This window comes from Rouxiella sp. Mn2063 (assembly GCF_049319665.1).
Taxonomy (GTDB): Bacteria; Pseudomonadota; Gammaproteobacteria; order Enterobacterales; family Enterobacteriaceae; genus JBMOUD01.
Genome location: NZ_JBMOUD010000002.1, coordinates 431,682 through 446,656, shown reverse-complemented (window position 1 = coordinate 446,656; position 14,975 = coordinate 431,682). Strand labels below are relative to the sequence as shown.

Below are 14,975 nucleotides of genomic sequence, written 5' to 3'. Positions count from 1 at the left end.
TCCATCTGAGCAGCACCGGTGATCATGTTTTTAACGTAGTCGGCGTGCCCTGGGCAGTCAACGTGCGCGTAGTGGCGTGCTGGGGTGTCATATTCAACGTGAGAAGTGTTGATGGTGATACCACGAGCTTTTTCTTCTGGTGCGTTATCGATCTGGTCGAATGCACGAGCAGAACCGCCGTAAGCTTTAGCCAAAACGGTAGTGATTGCTGCAGTCAGGGTAGTTTTACCGTGGTCAACGTGGCCGATAGTACCAACGTTAACGTGCGGTTTGGAACGTTCAAATTTTTCTTTAGACACGGCTATATTCCTTACTCTTGTGCTCCCCCCTTATGGAGAGAGCACGGGATCAATGTATTAAACTCGAAGGCTTATTATTTGCCACGAGCTTCGATAACGGCCTGAGCAACGTTGCTCGGTGCATCATCGTACTTCAGGAACTCCATGGAGTAAGAAGCACGACCTTTGGTCAGAGAACGCAATTGAGTTGCGTATCCGAACATCTCGGACAACGGAACTTCAGCGTGAATCTGAACGCCAGTAGCGTTAGATTCCTGACCTTTCAGTTGACCACGACGACGGCTTAAGTCACCGATGACGTCACCAGTGTTCTCTTCTGGAGTTTCAACTTCAACCTTCATGATAGGTTCAAGAAGCACAGGTTTTGCTTTCTTAAAGCCATCTTTAAAGGCGATGGAAGCTGCCAGTTTAAACGCCAACTCAGAGGAGTCAACGTCATGGTAAGAACCGAAGTGCAGACGAACACCGATATCTACTACCGGGTAACCAGCCAATGGACCAGCTTTCAGCTGCTCCTGGACGCCTTTATCGATCGCGGAGATGAATTCACCAGGAATTACACCACCTTTGATGTCATTGATGAACTCATAACCTTTCGGATTTGAGCCTGGCTCCAGCGGATACAGATCGAATACAACGTGGCCGTACTGACCGCGTCCACCAGACTGTTTCGCGTGCTTACCTTCAACATCAGTAACTTTCGCGCGAATTGCTTCGCGGTAAGCAACCTGAGGTTTACCGACGTTTGCTTCAACGTTGAATTCACGCTTCATACGGTCAACGATGATGTCCAGGTGCAACTCACCCATACCTGCGATGATTGTCTGGTTAGACTCTTCATCAGTCCATACGCGGAATGATGGGTCTTCTTTAGCCAGACGGCCCAGAGCCAGACCCATTTTTTCTTGGTCAGCTTTGGTTTTCGGTTCTACAGCGATGGAGATTACCGGTTCAGGGAATTCCATACGCTCCAGAATGATGACGTTATCTGGGTTACACAGAGTGTCACCAGTAGTCACGTCTTTCAGACCGATTGCAGCAGCGATGTCGCCTGCACGAACTTCTTTGATCTCTTCACGCTTGTTAGCGTGCATCTGAACGATACGACCAAAACGCTCACGTGCAGCTTTTACTGAGTTCAGTACGGTGTCACCGGAGTTAACAACACCAGAGTACACACGGAAGAACGTCAGGTTACCAACGAACGGGTCGGTAGCAATTTTGAATGCCAGTGCAGCAAATGGCTCTTCATCGCTAGCGTGACGCTCAGCTGGAGTATCTTTACCGTCGTCCAGAATACCGTTGATTGCTGGTACGTCAGTTGGTGCTGGCAGGTAATCGATTACCGCATCCAGCATCGCCTGTACACCTTTGTTCTTAAATGCAGAACCACAGGTAACCAGGATAATTTCGTTGTTCAGAACGCGTTGACGCAGAGCAGTCTTGATTTCTTCCTCGGTCAGCTCTTCGCCGCCCAAGTATTTTTCCATCAGCTCTTCAGAAGCTTCTGCAGCAGACTCGATCAGGTTCTGGTGCCATTCGTCAGCCAGGTCCTGCATGTCAGCTGGGATATCTTCGTATTCGAAGGTAACGCCCTGATCTTCGTCGTTCCAGTTGATAGCTTTCATTTTCACCAGGTCGATAACACCGGTGAATTTCTCTTCAGCACCAATCGCCAACTGCAGCGGAACAGGGTTCGCGCCCAGACGGGATTTGATCTGGCCTACAACTTTCAAGAAGTTCGCGCCCATACGGTCCATTTTGTTAACGAACGCGATGCGTGGAACTTTATATTTGTTAGCCTGACGCCATACGGTCTCAGACTGTGGCTGAACGCCGCCAACAGCACAGTAAACCATTACAGCACCATCAAGAACACGCATAGAACGTTCTACTTCGATGGTGAAGTCAACGTGTCCTGGGGTGTCGATGATGTTTACGCGGTGTGGCTCAAACTGCTTAGCCATACCAGACCAGAATGCAGTTGTTGCTGCAGAAGTGATGGTAATACCACGCTCCTGCTCCTGCTCCATCCAGTCCATGGTGGCAGCGCCGTCATGAACTTCACCGATTTTGTGGTTTACACCGGTGTAGAACAGAATACGTTCGGTAGTGGTAGTCTTACCGGCGTCGATGTGAGCACTGATACCGATGTTACGATAGCGCTCAATGGGTGTTGTACGAGCCATTTGATTCCTCTATTACTAGGGCGTTCAAGTTCGGTTAAGCCAAGCGGGTTGGCCAAAGTTGACGCCCGCTTGGTTAGCATAACTACTACAGGGTAATTATTACCAACGGTAGTGTGCGAACGCCTTGTTGGCTTCAGCCATGCGGTGAACGTCTTCACGTTTCTTAACAGCAGTACCTTTGTTGTCTGCAGCATCAGAAAGTTCGTTCGCCAGGCGAAGAGCCATGGATTTATCACCGCGTTTACGAGCAGCTTCAACGATCCAACGCATTGCCAAGGCATTACGACGAACCGGACGTACTTCAACCGGTACCTGATAAGTAGAACCACCTACGCGGCGGGACTTAACTTCGACGGTCGGACGGACGTTGTCCAGAGCGACTTCGAAAGCTTCCAGGCTATCTTTACCGCTACGTTGAGCCAGGGTCTCAAGTGCAGTGTAGACGATTGCTTCTGCAGTAGATTTTTTACCATCTACCATCAGGATATTTACAAATTTAGCCAACAACTCTGACCCGAACTTAGGATCTGGCAGGATTTTACGTTGACCAATGACGCGACGACGTGGCATGGAAATACTCCGTTGTTAATTCAGGATTGTCCAAAACTCTACGAGTTTATTTTGACATTAAAGTGAAAATGTTTGGCCTTACTTAACGGAGAACCATTAAGACTTCGGCTTTTTAACGCCGTATTTAGAACGAGCTTGTTTACGGTCCTTAACGCCTGAACAGTCCAGCGCGCCACGGACGGTGTGATAACGCACACCTGGCAAGTCTTTAACACGACCGCCACGGATCAGGATCACGGAGTGCTCCTGCAGGTTATGACCTTCACCGCCGATGTAGGAGGTAACTTCAAAACCGTTAGTCAAACGAACACGACATACTTTACGCAATGCGGAGTTCGGTTTTTTAGGAGTGGTAGTATATACACGAGTACATACGCCACGTTTTTGCGGGCAAGCTTCCAGCGCAGGAACGTTGCTTTTAGCAACCTTCGTAGAGCGTGGTTTGCGTACCAGCTGATTAATTGTTGCCATTAAAAAGCTCCTGGATTTTGGTTCGTAAACTACTTTGTAAACACGTGATAAATCGCCCCACGATCAGCAAACGCTAATATGGGACGCAGAATTTTATTGCTGACCTTGAAGGGTGTCAAGAAATATACAGCATTTAGATAAATCACCACGCAATATGCTGAATGTGTTTCTCACTTAAGGTGACGAAACCAGTATAGTCGATCACAGCAATATTGTGTGAAATTTGAGCAGCAATTCCGCGTGCCTGTAAATCTTCACATAACGCATAAACAAGCAAATCACGTGATGTTAATTGCTTAAGCGCTTGAGAACCTTGCAGTGCAGCAAATACGCCGTCTTGCATCAGCAACAGCACATCATCAGGGCCGATCAGTTCGATAAGCGCGCCAAAATCACAGTGTTGTGGTGAGTGGGCCAAGGTATACAGCATCTACAGTCTCGTTTAAAAAGTCATGACGGCATCATAGGATGCCAATACCTGACGCAGCATCTCTGGCGCTAACTTCTCAACGCTAAGCACCCAATCTGCATAATCAGATAGTCCCCGACTCTCGGCTGATGATGCACAGAGATAGCATTTGTCGATATCGTACAGCGATAAAACACCGTAGGTGGCGATATAATCTCGGGCTAATATTTTTTCAGGCTGCTGGGTTGATAACAGTTGAAAAACACCGTCGCCAATAAAAAATACGCCAATCTCATCCGTCAGCGCAGACGTCGCCAGTAAAGCATCAAGTCCTTCGCGACCAGCAGACGAGGTATGTGGTCCTTGAGTAAAAAGGAATGCGACCTTTTTCATCGTTATGAATGGCTCCGCGCTTAAAACTGCATCAAACGGTCACAACTGAGCGCCGCTTCCGCCAGGCTACCCAGTCCCGTAAAAGTGAATCCAGCCTGAAGATTAGAAACCTGCAGCCCTTGATTGGCGGCTTCATTGCTATCAATCACGCCACGACGCAATGCAGCAGCAACGCATAAATGCAGTTCAACCTGATGATCCGCAGCCAGTCGCTGCCATGCGCGGACTAAATCAAACTCATCTGATGCCGGAGAAGAGAGCAGATTGCCGTTAAGTACGCCTTCGCGATAAAAGAAAACGCTAGCAATCTGGTGACCACGCGATAACAGAGCCAACGCAAACTGATAAGCGGCACTCGCTTGCTGTGTACCATAAGCCGGGCCCGTTACTAAAATGCAATAACGCAGACTCAACGCTCGTTCCCCACCAAATCACCACTTTTGAACTGGCGGATATATAGATACACCGTGTGTTTAGAGATATTAAGTCGCTCTGCCACTTGGTTAATGGCATCTTTAATATCAAAAATACCTTTCTCGTAGAGGTTCAGTACCACTTGACGATTTTTGGCATTGTTAGAGACATTACGATCGGCGTTAACTTCTTCAATGGTGAACTCAAGGGTTTGAGCAACCAAATCATCGACTGAAGAGGCGAAATTAACCGCTGGGGCAGATTCTTGCGCTTCAGGCGGCATGAAGGTTTTGATGATTTGCGAGAAAGGCACATCAAGGTTCATGTTGATGCACAACAAACCAATAGAACGCTGTTCCCGATTACGAATAGCAATGGTGACTGACTTCATCAGTACGCCACTTTTTGCGCGGGTAAAATAGGCATTGGAGACGTTACTGTCTGCACCCCTCATTTCGTGCAACATCCGCAGAGCAAGATCAGTTATTGGCGAGCCAATCTTACGTCCAGTATGTTCTCCGTTGGCTATGCGCACCGCTGAGCACTTCAAATCTTCCAAGGAATGCAAAACGATCTCACAGTGTTGGCCAATTAACATTGCCAACCCGTCAACGACTGCCTCATAAGAGGCCAATATTTCATGGTCAGTTGCACTGAAAGGACGTTGATCCAGTAAATCCAGTTCACCGATTTCGCCATTTAAAAGCGAATTAGACATCGAAGCTACCACCCTCAGCATCTACCTCTACCCAACGTCAGGGACAAGGCTCATCATTCAATCTCACTAGGCCGCAGTGTAACAAATTCATAACACAAACGCCCCTACCCTTATTTTTATACTTTGAACACGCCGTTTATTGAACAATTTACACAGTAAACATTTTACACCTTGAACACTTTACGTACTGAAAAATGCTTCTGGTGAACAATGACGGTATGCCCGCAACGTAACATCGTCAAGTAATCATCATAGAATAACCACAGTCAAATAAAGGTGAGATAGAGAGGTATGGCGAAAAAAAACCGCCGCTTATGCGACGGTTTATTTACTGGCAATAAAAAAACTTATTCAGCTTTAGCTGCTGCTGCATCAACTGGTTTCTCAGCGTCTTTTGCGTCAGCTTTTGGTGCTGGCTTGATATCCAACAGCTCTACTTCAAATACCAGAGTAGAGTTAGCTGGGATACCTGGGACACCCGTTTTACCGTATGCCAATGCTGGTGGAATAACCAGTTTGATTTTACCGCCTTTCTTAATGTGTTTCAGGCCTTCAGTCCAACCTGGGATAACACCATCAAGACGGAATGACAAAGGTTCACCACGGGTGTAAGAGTTATCGAACTCAGTCCCGTCAGTCAATGTACCTTTGTAGTTAACAACAACAGTGTCGCTATCTTTAGGTTCTGCACCGGTACCTGGTTTCTCAACCTGATACTGCAAACCAGATTTAGTGGTCTTCACGCCTTTTTCTTTGGCAAACTCAGCGCGGAACTTGTCGCCTTTATCAGCGTTAACTTTAGCGTCTTGATCTACTTTAGCCTGAGCCGCTTCTTTCACACGGCCTTCGAAGGTTTGTAGTGTTTTCTCGATATCAGCATCGGAGAGTTTGGTTTTGTTAGCAAACGCATCCTGGATACCAGAGATTAATTGATCTTTATCCAGCTTAATGCCAAGTTTCTCTTGTTCTTTCAGAGAGTTGTCCATGTAGCGGCCAAATGAGGCACCCAGCGCGTAAGCAGCCTGCTCATCATCACTTTTAAACTTGGTAGTATCTGTTGCTGCTGGCGCCGCTGCTGTCGCAGGTGCAGTAGCCGCTGCCGGTGCAGCTGCCGTATCAGCAGTCGCTTTTGCAGCATCGTCGGCCATAACCTGAGTTGCATTCAGCGCAAGTGCCATCGTAGTAGCCAACAGCGTTACTTTAAACAGTGATTTCATCCATTTCTCCAAGACTTGGAACACGTTGCCCAAGTAACAATTACGAAAATTCGCCGGTTAATATAACTGCCTCTATCAAGAGATGACAATCTCTATACGCACCGAACGCGTTTTATTATGACCTTTTTTGCATCAATAAGTTTCGATAAGCACTTAGAAAACCTATGGCTAACATGATGATTTAGGTATGAGCCGTTTGCAGGTAGAATAATCAGCTTAATTTACATGTCGCATGCAATCGCGTGCCGGTATAAGGGGTTACGCTATCATGGACCAAAATACTTTTGAGCAACGCCTGGAACTGCTGGAAAGCCGTTTAGCTTTTCAAGAAGTGACGATTGAAGAGTTAAATCTGATTGTCACTGAACATCAGATGGAAATGAGCAAATTGCACGATCACCTGCGCCTGTTAACCGACAGATTACGCGCCACCCAGCCATCAAATATTGCCGACCAGTCGGAAGAGACGCCTCCACCACACTATTGATTATTAAGTGGGTTTTTCGCTCGGCCGCGGGGTGAGAAAGCAAGTTTTATAAACTTGGAGAAATCTTTTTCTAAAAGCAGATCGAGAATATTTCGGTTTTTGAAGCAATGACCGTGCTTGTTCGGTTATTAAAACCGGAATAGTGTAATTTTCGGTTTTTCAAATGCTATGCTCAATGTGGTCTCGCAGCTAAAACCGAGCCAAGGGGGGTGGCGCCCCCCTTCGCGATCCCACGCCTTTTTATCACATCGATATCCAGTCCAGCGGAGGCCATATTTCAGCAGCTTTCGTGATAGCGCAAATTTCATCCCATCAGGGATGCCCGGCTGCGGATACGAGCCAACGATAACGCTGTTGTCTCTTAATCACTTACCGGTGAAATGTTGAGTGCGCTTAGCGGCTTTTAAATCAACAGAAAAAACAAAAAAGCAAAGGCAGTTTAGATTTTGGCCTTAAAAACGCTGGTGAGGCGCACTCAAAATTTCACTGACGAGTGATGGAGAGACGGCGAAGCAGGCTCGAATCCAAGGAAGGGATGGCGGAGCCATGAAATTTGCGCCTGTCACAGTAGTACCTGAAACATAGCCTCCACTGGATGGCCGTGTTGAAGTTTGAAAAGGCGCAGGATTGCAAAGGAGCGCGCCCACGCGCCTTTGCTCGGTTTCGGCTGAGAAGCCACATTGAGAACTGCAATTCGGAAACCGAAATACTCACCGTTCCCGGTTTTTCAACCCCCTGTCAAGCTAGGTCAAGCTTGAGAAAAAGAAATATCCACCGTTCTCGGTTTTACAAAACCGCCTGAATCTCGGTCTAGATTCCCATCCAGGGGATAAAAAAGGGGGGCGCTTGTATCAACAAGCGCCCCCCTCCTTCAAACAACACAGACCGCACATGGCACGGTCATGCCATCATTAATGGCAACCGCATCCGCCGTTACCGCAACCACCTTTACCGTGGTCATGGTCGTGTTCATGGCTGTGATCGTGGCCGTGGCCACCGCAGCAACCGTGGTCGTGGTCGTGACCATGGTCATGACCGTGCTCACCGTGAACGTGGCCGTGAGCCAGCTCTTCTTCAGTCGCTTCACGAATCGCCACAACTTCAACGTTGAAGTTCAGGTTCTGACCAGCCAGCATATGGTTACCGTCAACCACTACGTGGTCACCGTCAACTTCAGTGATTTCAACTGGAACTGGACCTTGGTCGGTGTCAGCCAGGAAGCGCATACCCACTTCCAGCTCTTCAACCCCCATAAACACGTCTTTAGGAACGCGTTGAACCAAGTTCTCATCGTAATTGCCGTATGCATCGTTAGCACCTACGTGCACATCGAAACGATCGCCAACAGCATGGCCTTCCAGCGCATTTTCCAGGCCGGAGATCAGTGAACCATGACCGTGCAGGTAGTCCAACGGTGCACTAACCGGAGACTCGTCAACTAATACACCGTCTTCTGTACGTACCTGATATGCAACGCTTACAACCAGGTCTTTTGATACTTTCATGATAACTCCTACCGTTGGATACTACGTTTTGAGTAGCGCTAATTTTTGAGTAGCAATGGCCAAAGAAACCCTCAGCTATCTATCACTACTTTAGGCAATTCAGTGACGTCATCGTTTTGTAAACAGAAGCCGATAACGAATAAATTTGGCGAAGATTGTAGCGGAAAACCACGCCGCTGTACCGTTCAGCATAAAAAAAGCCGCCAGAATACTACTTCGGATCAAAAATACCGATAACCTGCTCATCACGACGAACGTGTTTTTCAACTTGTGCGTCGGTTTGGCGCTGGTGGTGACCGCACTTAACGCATTCCACCACTTCAACACCATCTTCTTGCCATAACGCCAACGTATCTAACGCTTTACACTTTGGGCATACCGCGCCTGCAATAAAACGTTTACGTGTTGCAGCCATTATCCTTTTCTCCGCTATTCGTCATCATCCCAGCCATCCAAGCGACGACGCTCATTATGCATTTCACGCTCGAAAATATCTTCCAACTCCCGACGCGCTTCTTTTATACGAGAGATCTGCGCAACATCTCCTTTAACCTGCGGCACTAACTCACGCAACATCCGCATATCCAGCCGTTTGAAATGTTGCTGAGCACGATACGCATTATGTGGATGCATCCCCAACGTAATCAGGGCTTTTTTGCCTAATTCAAGGGCACTGGAGAATGTTTCACGCGAGAAGTTTTTCACACCAGCCTGCAATAACTCATGAGCTTCAACACGACCACGTGCACGCGCCAGGATCTGCAATTGCGGGAAATGCTGTTGGCACAGATGAACAATCTCCATCGTATCTTCCGGCTCATTGCAGGTAATCACGATAGATTGAGCCTGTTCCGCACCGCTGGCTCGCAGCATCTCGAGCTTAGTCGCATCACCATAATAGACTTTATAACCATAAGTGCGCATCAGGTTCACCGCGCTAATATCACGCTCAAGCACGGTAATACGCATTTTGTTGGCTATCAGCAGTCGCCCGATCACCTGACCAAAACGCCCAAAGCCAACAATAATCACCTGAGGCTCATCGTCCTCAACATAATGCTTTTCGTCGCTTTCTTCCGTGTCGTTATAACGTCTGGCCAGAATACGATCGATGACCTGCATTAACACCGGCGTTGTCATCATCGATAACGTCACAATGACTAACAACAGCGGCAGTTGGTCTGCCGACAAGACTTTTTGCGCCCCAGCAGCTGAGAACAAGACAAACGCGAATTCACCGCCCTGACTCAACACGCCAGCAAATTGCAGGCGCACAGAACGACTCAAACCAAACAAACGAGCCAACAGATACAACACGCAGCTCTTTACAGAAACCAATACCGCAACGCCAACTAATACCCATAGCAAATGGCTATAGAGCACACCTAAATCGAGCGCCATCCCAACCGAGATAAAGAACAACCCCAGCAACAGCCCTTTGAATGGCTCGATAGCAATTTCCAGCTCATGCTGATATTCACTTTCCGCCAATAAAATACCGGCGATAAAGGTGCCCAGCGCCATTGAGAAACCTAGCGACTCCATGAAGAAGGCCGACCCCAGCACCACCAACAATGCCGCGGCAGTAAAGACCTCACGCACGCCAGACGCCACAATCAAACGGAATAGCGGACGCAGTAAATAACGCCCGCCAATCAACATACCTGCGAAGGCCAGCACCTTCATCGCGACCATGCCCCAATCGTTGCCGCCTTGCGAGGTACCGGCAAGAATAGGAATTAACGCTAACGCCGGGATCACCGCAATATCCTGGAATAGCAGCACGGCAAAACCGAGCTGACCGCCTTCATTGCGGGTCATACTTTTATCACGCATCAATTGCAGCGCCATGGCCGTTGATGACATGGCAAAACCAATGCCACCAATCAGCGCCGCTTGCCAGGCAAAATTGGTGATATACAGCACGCCGGTCAGCACCGCAGCCGTGAGGAGCACCTGTCCGGCCCCCACGCCAAAAATTTGCCGGCGTAATTGCCATAGCTTCCCAGGATTAAGCTCCAGCCCGATGATAAACATCAGGAACACCACGCCCAGTTCGGAGAAGTGCAAAATCTCATCCACATCACGGATAAAACCTAAGCCCCAGGGGCCAAGGGCGATACCCGCCAGCAAATAGCCTAATACCGCACCAATTCCCAGGCGCTGAGCAATAGGCACCGCCACCACGGCAGCAAACAGGAACATCATAATCGCCGTAACGATATTCGTGCCGTCCATATCACAATCCCCCATGAGGTATAGGAGATTGCAGCCATTCACCGTAAGCCTGTGCATGGCTATGCAGCACCTCTTTCGGCTGGCGGCGCGCCCAATAAATAATCATCGGCGACAGCCAATGCATATGACACATTGCGGCAGTCAGCTCAAAAGGACGCAGAATGTCGGTCATCGGATAGCGATTGTATCCGCCAATTTTATAAGCGCCTTCCGGCTCCCCTGTTGTCACAACCGAACGCCAATATTTTCCAAGCAAGGCATTCCCTCCGGCGCCGCTGGCAAAACCACGCTCTAATACGCGATCCATCCACTCTTTTAATAAAGCAGGGCAGCTATAGGTATAAAGGGGATATTGAAAAACAATCACTTTATGCTCACGTAGCAACTGCTGTTCATGATGAATATCGATAAAAAAATCGGGATAGTGAGCATAAAGATCGTGCACAGTAACGTGCTCAAGCTTATTGGCTTGTTCTAATAACACGCGGTTGGCGACAGAATCAGGTGACTCGGGGTGAGCATACAGCAGCAAAACCTTTGGTGGCTGCGACATCAATAACCTCCAAAGCGTCGTCAGGGTGCGGTTTTTCCGTTACCATGCTTCGCAAATACACAAATGGGACGCACTGCGTCTTGTTTAACCTAATTTTATGACAATTTAACATACTCTATATTCAAAAAAATTCGAGATGCAGGTAGACGGCAATTGAATGAATCCTTAGGAACTTAGTTAACTAAGTGACTGAGGTGAATGAAAGCAGCCAACGCCCCTGCAGTTCGAATTATGACGGGTATAAACTGACGGCACACTATGATTGTTATCTCCTCGTTACAAATTCGGCGTGGCACCAACGTCTTGCTGGACAATGCGTCTGCCACGATTAACCCCGGCCAAAAAGTGGGCTTAGTGGGTAAAAATGGGTGCGGAAAATCGACACTCATCTCGCTTTTAAAAAATGAAATGAGCGCGGATGCTGGCAATCTGAGTTTCCCTAATAACTGGGCATTAGCCTGGGTTAATCAGGAAACGCCTGCTCTCGATGTTCCCGCCATAGAGTATGTTATCGATGGTGACCGAGAATTTCGTCAGCTTGAGTCTGAATTACAGGCGGCCAATGAACGCGACGACGGCCATGCGATTGCCAGCGTCCACGGCAAACTTGATGCGATTCAGGCCTGGACTATTCCCGCACGTGCCGCCAGCTTATTAAGTGGCTTAGGTTTTACGCAAAATCAGCTACAACAACCGGTAAAATCATTCTCCGGCGGCTGGCGTATGCGTCTGAACCTGGCACAAGCGCTGATCTGCCGCTCGGACCTATTATTACTTGATGAACCGACTAACCACTTAGATCTTGATGCGGTTATCTGGCTGGAAAAATGGCTGAAAAGCTACAACGGTACGCTGGTGCTGATTTCCCACGACCGTGATTTTCTCGATCCCATTGTCGATAAAATTCTGCATATCGAACAGCAAACGCTCAACGAATATACCGGCAACTACTCGTCGTTCGAACGTCAACGTGCGACCAAGCTGGCACAACAGCAGTCGCTGTTTGAGCATCAGCAAGAAAAAGTCGCCCACCTGCAAAGTTACATTGATCGTTTCCGCGCACAGGCGACCAAAGCCAAACAGGCGCAGAGTCGTATCAAAATGCTTGAACGTATGGAGCTTATCGCCCCTGCGCACGTCGATAACCCATTCCACTTTAGCTTCCGCTCGCCAGAAAGCCTGCCCGACCCATTGTTGCGCATGGAAAAAGTCAGCGCCGGTTATGGTGACAACACCATCCTTGAGTCAATTAAGCTCAATCTGGTGCCTGGCTCGCGCATTGGGTTGTTAGGCCGCAACGGTGCAGGTAAATCAACGCTGATCAAACTGCTGGCTGGCACTATGCCGCCGCTGTCCGGTGATATTGGTCTGGCGAAAGGCGTCAAACTGGGTTACTTCGCCCAGCATCAGTTGGAATTTTTACGCGCCGATGAATCCCCCTTGCAGCATCTGACTCGCTTAGCCGCTAAAGAAACCGAGCAACAATTGCGCGATTATCTCGGCGGCTTTGGTTTCCAGGGCGATAAAGTCACTGAAAGAACCGAGCGCTTCTCCGGTGGTGAAAAAGCCCGTCTGGTGCTGGCGCTAATCGTCTGGCAGCGCCCTAACCTGCTGCTGCTCGATGAACCGACTAACCATCTGGATTTAGATATGCGCCAAGCGCTAACCGAAGCCCTGATCGACTTCGAAGGCGCGATGGTTGTCGTCTCGCACGACCGTCACCTGTTACGCTCGACCACCGATGATCTCTATCTGGTACACGGCGGCAAAGTTGAGCAGTTCGACGGTGATTTGGATGATTACCAGCAGTGGCTGGTGGATATTCAGCGTCAGGAAAGCCAGCAAGATGCGCCAGCCAAAGAAACTGGCGTGAACAGCGCTCAGTCACGTAAAGATCAAAAGCGTCGTGAAGCAGACTTCCGTAATCAAACACAGCCGCTGCGTAAACAGATAACTCAGCTAGAAAAACAGCTGGATAAACTGGGTGCAGAACTGGCTGAGATTGAAGCCAAGCTGGCTGACTCTGCAATTTACGACAGCGCTCGCAAAGCCGATCTCACCGCCTGTCTGCAACAGCAGATCAAAGTAAAAGGCGCGTTGGAAGAGACTGAAATGACCTGGCTAGACGCACAGGAAGAACTAGAAACGCTGTCAAAAGCCTTTGAAATTGACACATCACAATAACTGTTGCACAGATCATTGGCCGCCAAGCGTGCCTTGTCGGCCAATGTCAGCAAGCGGTTTACTGTCCTAGGTATAATCTGCAATAGCCTTTTGTAATGGCGCAACCTGAGTGCTGTTCGCCGGGCTTATCACCGCATAGTTATAACGCTTGTCGCTCCAGTATTGTGCCATCAAATTATCGGCCTTACGTTCGCCTTTACCGATATCTAATGCGCCAGAAGGCCGAATGTAATACGTGACTCGCATACCGGCGGCATCTTGATACACAATCAGGGCTGATGGGCCGCGGTCAGTTGCCATCAAACGCCCACCAATAATTTTGAACCCGTAATTCTCCAGATTTGGCGGCAGATTACCGTTGATAAAATATTGACTCATCCACAGGTTCATCTGGTTATTGTCTTTAGCGACCACATCCAAAGCTTTCACATGATCATTGCTAAACAAGCGATAAGCCTGAATGGCATCTTCCATTGGCAATATTGCATGTTGTTCACTGCCTGCATGCAACTGCCAGCCCCCCACGCCCCCCATTCCCAACGAGAAAATTACCGTAAACGCCATGGCTACGCGCAGCTGTCGGCGTTTTTTTACTCGAGAGCGTACGCTCTGTAATGGCACAGAACGCGGTGCCAGCGGCGGGGTAAACGCATCGAGAGCGATACGCAGGCCTTGTGCATCTGCCTGCCATTTGGCAACCTGCGCCGCGATCGCCGGCTGCTCTTCTAAGTATTGTTTAACCCACTGTTGCTGCTCTTCATCAAGCTGACCATCAACGTAAGCATGTAAGTCTTGCTCTTCGGGAGGTAATGGATTCATTTCAATCTCCTTAATACCCCGGGGGAAGCGCTGCCTTCTCCCCATTGTTGTAACTGTTTACGCGCTCGAGACAACCGAGACATGACCGTTCCTAATGGAATATCCAGCGTCTGGGCAACCTCTTTATAGCTGAGCCCTTCGACACTGACTAAAATTAACAACGCTCGCTGTTCCGTGGGTAACTGGGCGAATGCCGCTAGCATATCATCGTTAATCATCATCTCTTCAGCCGAAGACACCACCTCAGTATCCTCCCCGGTGAATAACGATAAAATACGCTGATATCGCCGCTTACGCCGCTGACCATCAATAAACTGGCGGTAAAGAATGGAGAACAGCCAAGCCCGCAGGCTCGGCGCATTCTTTAAGGATTTACTCTGCGCCAGTGCTTTCTCCAGACAAGACTGCACCAAATCCTCAGCCGAATGAGGATCGCGCGTTAGCCATAGGGAAAAACGCTGCAAATGAGGCAGCATTTCCCTCACTTCCCCCTCGGTCAACTCTGGCAT

The 14,975-nt window shown here is 48.8% G+C and carries 17 protein-coding genes; 2 read left to right on the top strand and 15 right to left on the bottom strand.

Features of this window, described 5'->3' with window-relative positions; all coding sequences use genetic code 11:
• The 9 genes from ACL9RG_RS05455 to fkpA all read right to left on the bottom strand — a co-directional run.
• The coding region (locus tag ACL9RG_RS05455; protein WP_422791577.1) for a GTP-binding protein at positions 1 to 299 on the bottom strand (299 nt) is incomplete at its 3' end.
• Positions 300 to 373: 74 nt separating this feature from the next.
• Positions 374 to 2,488 (bottom strand): elongation factor G, encoded by a 2,115-nt coding sequence (gene fusA, locus ACL9RG_RS05450; RefSeq protein ID WP_422791576.1) that lies wholly within the window; start codon positions 2,486 to 2,488, stop codon positions 374 to 376.
• A 99-nt stretch (positions 2,489 to 2,587) separates the two neighbouring features.
• On the bottom strand, positions 2,588 to 3,058 hold the full coding sequence (gene rpsG / locus ACL9RG_RS05445) for a 30S ribosomal protein S7 (RefSeq protein WP_169405524.1): 471 nt from the start codon (positions 3,056 to 3,058) through the stop codon (positions 2,588 to 2,590).
• 96 nt (positions 3,059 to 3,154) lie between these two features.
• The gene (rpsL, locus tag ACL9RG_RS05440) at positions 3,155 to 3,529 is read right to left on the bottom strand and encodes a 30S ribosomal protein S12 (protein WP_422791575.1); all 375 of its coding nucleotides are present in this window, start codon (positions 3,527 to 3,529) and stop codon (positions 3,155 to 3,157) included.
• A 142-nt stretch (positions 3,530 to 3,671) separates the two neighbouring features.
• Entirely contained in the window at positions 3,672 to 3,959 is a 288-nt protein-coding gene (gene tusB / locus ACL9RG_RS05435; RefSeq protein WP_422791574.1) for a sulfurtransferase complex subunit TusB, read from the bottom strand.
• A 12-nt stretch (positions 3,960 to 3,971) separates the two neighbouring features.
• Entirely contained in the window at positions 3,972 to 4,331 is a 360-nt protein-coding gene (gene tusC, locus ACL9RG_RS05430) for a sulfurtransferase complex subunit TusC (RefSeq protein ID WP_422791573.1), read from the bottom strand.
• Between the two features lie 20 nt (positions 4,332 to 4,351).
• A complete protein-coding gene (tusD, locus tag ACL9RG_RS05425) occupies positions 4,352 to 4,738 on the bottom strand; it encodes a sulfurtransferase complex subunit TusD (protein ID WP_422791592.1) in 387 nt (128 codons plus the stop codon).
• A 2-nt stretch (positions 4,739 to 4,740) separates the two neighbouring features.
• Positions 4,741 to 5,463, bottom strand: coding sequence for a helix-turn-helix transcriptional regulator (locus ACL9RG_RS05420; protein ID WP_422791572.1), 723 nt, complete (start codon positions 5,461 to 5,463; stop codon positions 4,741 to 4,743).
• Positions 5,464 to 5,810: 347 nt separating this feature from the next.
• A complete protein-coding gene (gene fkpA / locus ACL9RG_RS05415) occupies positions 5,811 to 6,680 on the bottom strand; it encodes an FKBP-type peptidyl-prolyl cis-trans isomerase (RefSeq protein WP_422791571.1) in 870 nt (289 codons plus the stop codon).
• Between the two features lie 268 nt (positions 6,681 to 6,948).
• On the opposite strand from fkpA, the gene ACL9RG_RS05410 reads away from it, so the two are divergent.
• Positions 6,949 to 7,167, top strand: a complete 219-nt coding sequence (locus ACL9RG_RS05410; protein WP_422791570.1) for a protein SlyX — start codon at positions 6,949 to 6,951, stop codon at positions 7,165 to 7,167.
• Between the two features lie 911 nt (positions 7,168 to 8,078).
• Here the strand turns inward: ACL9RG_RS05410 and slyD are convergent.
• The 4 genes from slyD to kefG all read right to left on the bottom strand — a co-directional run bounded on the left by slyD (position 8,079) and on the right by kefG (position 11,463).
• Complete coding sequence (slyD, locus tag ACL9RG_RS05405; RefSeq protein WP_422791569.1) at positions 8,079 to 8,672, bottom strand: peptidylprolyl isomerase; 594 nt, start codon at positions 8,670 to 8,672, stop codon at positions 8,079 to 8,081.
• Positions 8,673 to 8,883: 211 nt separating this feature from the next.
• Positions 8,884 to 9,087: a YheV family putative zinc ribbon protein gene (locus ACL9RG_RS05400; RefSeq protein ID WP_422791568.1), complete on the bottom strand. Its 204-nt coding sequence runs from the start codon at positions 9,085 to 9,087 to the stop codon at positions 8,884 to 8,886.
• 14 nt (positions 9,088 to 9,101) lie between these two features.
• Complete coding sequence (kefB, locus tag ACL9RG_RS05395; RefSeq protein ID WP_422791567.1) at positions 9,102 to 10,910, bottom strand: glutathione-regulated potassium-efflux system protein KefB; 1,809 nt, start codon at positions 10,908 to 10,910, stop codon at positions 9,102 to 9,104.
• A 1-nt stretch (position 10,911) separates the two neighbouring features.
• Positions 10,912 to 11,463 carry a glutathione-regulated potassium-efflux system ancillary protein KefG gene (kefG, locus tag ACL9RG_RS05390; protein ID WP_422791566.1) on the bottom strand — a complete coding sequence of 184 codons (552 nt, stop codon included), beginning with the start codon at positions 11,461 to 11,463 and terminating at the stop codon, positions 10,912 to 10,914.
• A gap of 258 nt (positions 11,464 to 11,721) precedes the next feature.
• Between kefG and ACL9RG_RS05385 the strand changes: the two genes are divergently transcribed.
• Entirely contained in the window at positions 11,722 to 13,647 is a 1,926-nt protein-coding gene (locus tag ACL9RG_RS05385; protein ID WP_422791565.1) for an ABC transporter ATP-binding protein, read from the top strand.
• Between the two features lie 66 nt (positions 13,648 to 13,713).
• Here the strand turns inward: ACL9RG_RS05385 and ACL9RG_RS05380 are convergent, their stop codons facing one another.
• Together ACL9RG_RS05380 and ACL9RG_RS05375 are read right to left on the bottom strand one after the other, a co-directional pair.
• Positions 13,714 to 14,466, bottom strand: a complete 753-nt coding sequence (locus ACL9RG_RS05380; RefSeq protein ID WP_422791564.1) for an anti-sigma factor family protein — start codon at positions 14,464 to 14,466, stop codon at positions 13,714 to 13,716.
• The gene (locus ACL9RG_RS05375) at positions 14,463 to 14,975 is read right to left on the bottom strand and encodes an RNA polymerase sigma factor (RefSeq protein WP_422791563.1); all 513 of its coding nucleotides are present in this window, start codon (positions 14,973 to 14,975) and stop codon (positions 14,463 to 14,465) included. The genes ACL9RG_RS05380 and ACL9RG_RS05375 overlap by 4 nt, the downstream gene beginning before the upstream one ends.

Excerpts from the sequence above, each read along its gene's own strand:
- fusA (WP_422791576.1), bottom strand. The coding sequence starts at position 2,488 with ATGGCTCGTACAACACCCATTGAGCGCTATCGTAACATCGGTATCAGT.
- rpsG (WP_169405524.1), bottom strand. The coding sequence starts at position 3,058 with ATGCCACGTCGTCGCGTCATTGGTCAACGTAAAATCCTGCCAGATCCT.
- rpsL (WP_422791575.1), bottom strand. The coding sequence starts at position 3,529 with ATGGCAACAATTAATCAGCTGGTACGCAAACCACGCTCTACGAAGGTT.
- tusB (WP_422791574.1), bottom strand. The coding sequence starts at position 3,959 with ATGCTGTATACCTTGGCCCACTCACCACAACACTGTGATTTTGGCGCG.
- tusC (WP_422791573.1), bottom strand. The coding sequence starts at position 4,331 with ATGAAAAAGGTCGCATTCCTTTTTACTCAAGGACCACATACCTCGTCT.
- ACL9RG_RS05420 (WP_422791572.1), bottom strand. The coding sequence starts at position 5,463 with ATGTCTAATTCGCTTTTAAATGGCGAAATCGGTGAACTGGATTTACTG.
- fkpA (WP_422791571.1), bottom strand. The coding sequence starts at position 6,680 with ATGAAATCACTGTTTAAAGTAACGCTGTTGGCTACTACGATGGCACTT.
- ACL9RG_RS05410 (WP_422791570.1), top strand. The coding sequence starts at position 6,949 with ATGGACCAAAATACTTTTGAGCAACGCCTGGAACTGCTGGAAAGCCGT.
- slyD (WP_422791569.1), bottom strand. The coding sequence starts at position 8,672 with ATGAAAGTATCAAAAGACCTGGTTGTAAGCGTTGCATATCAGGTACGT.
- ACL9RG_RS05400 (WP_422791568.1), bottom strand. The coding sequence starts at position 9,087 with ATGGCTGCAACACGTAAACGTTTTATTGCAGGCGCGGTATGCCCAAAG.
- kefB (WP_422791567.1), bottom strand. The coding sequence starts at position 10,910 with ATGGACGGCACGAATATCGTTACGGCGATTATGATGTTCCTGTTTGCT.
- kefG (WP_422791566.1), bottom strand. The coding sequence starts at position 11,463 with ATGTCGCAGCCACCAAAGGTTTTGCTGCTGTATGCTCACCCCGAGTCA.
- ACL9RG_RS05385 (WP_422791565.1), top strand. The coding sequence starts at position 11,722 with ATGATTGTTATCTCCTCGTTACAAATTCGGCGTGGCACCAACGTCTTG.
- ACL9RG_RS05380 (WP_422791564.1), bottom strand. The coding sequence starts at position 14,466 with ATGAATCCATTACCTCCCGAAGAGCAAGACTTACATGCTTACGTTGAT.
- ACL9RG_RS05375 (WP_422791563.1), bottom strand. The coding sequence starts at position 14,975 with ATGCCAGAGTTGACCGAGGGGGAAGTGAGGGAAATGCTGCCTCATTTG.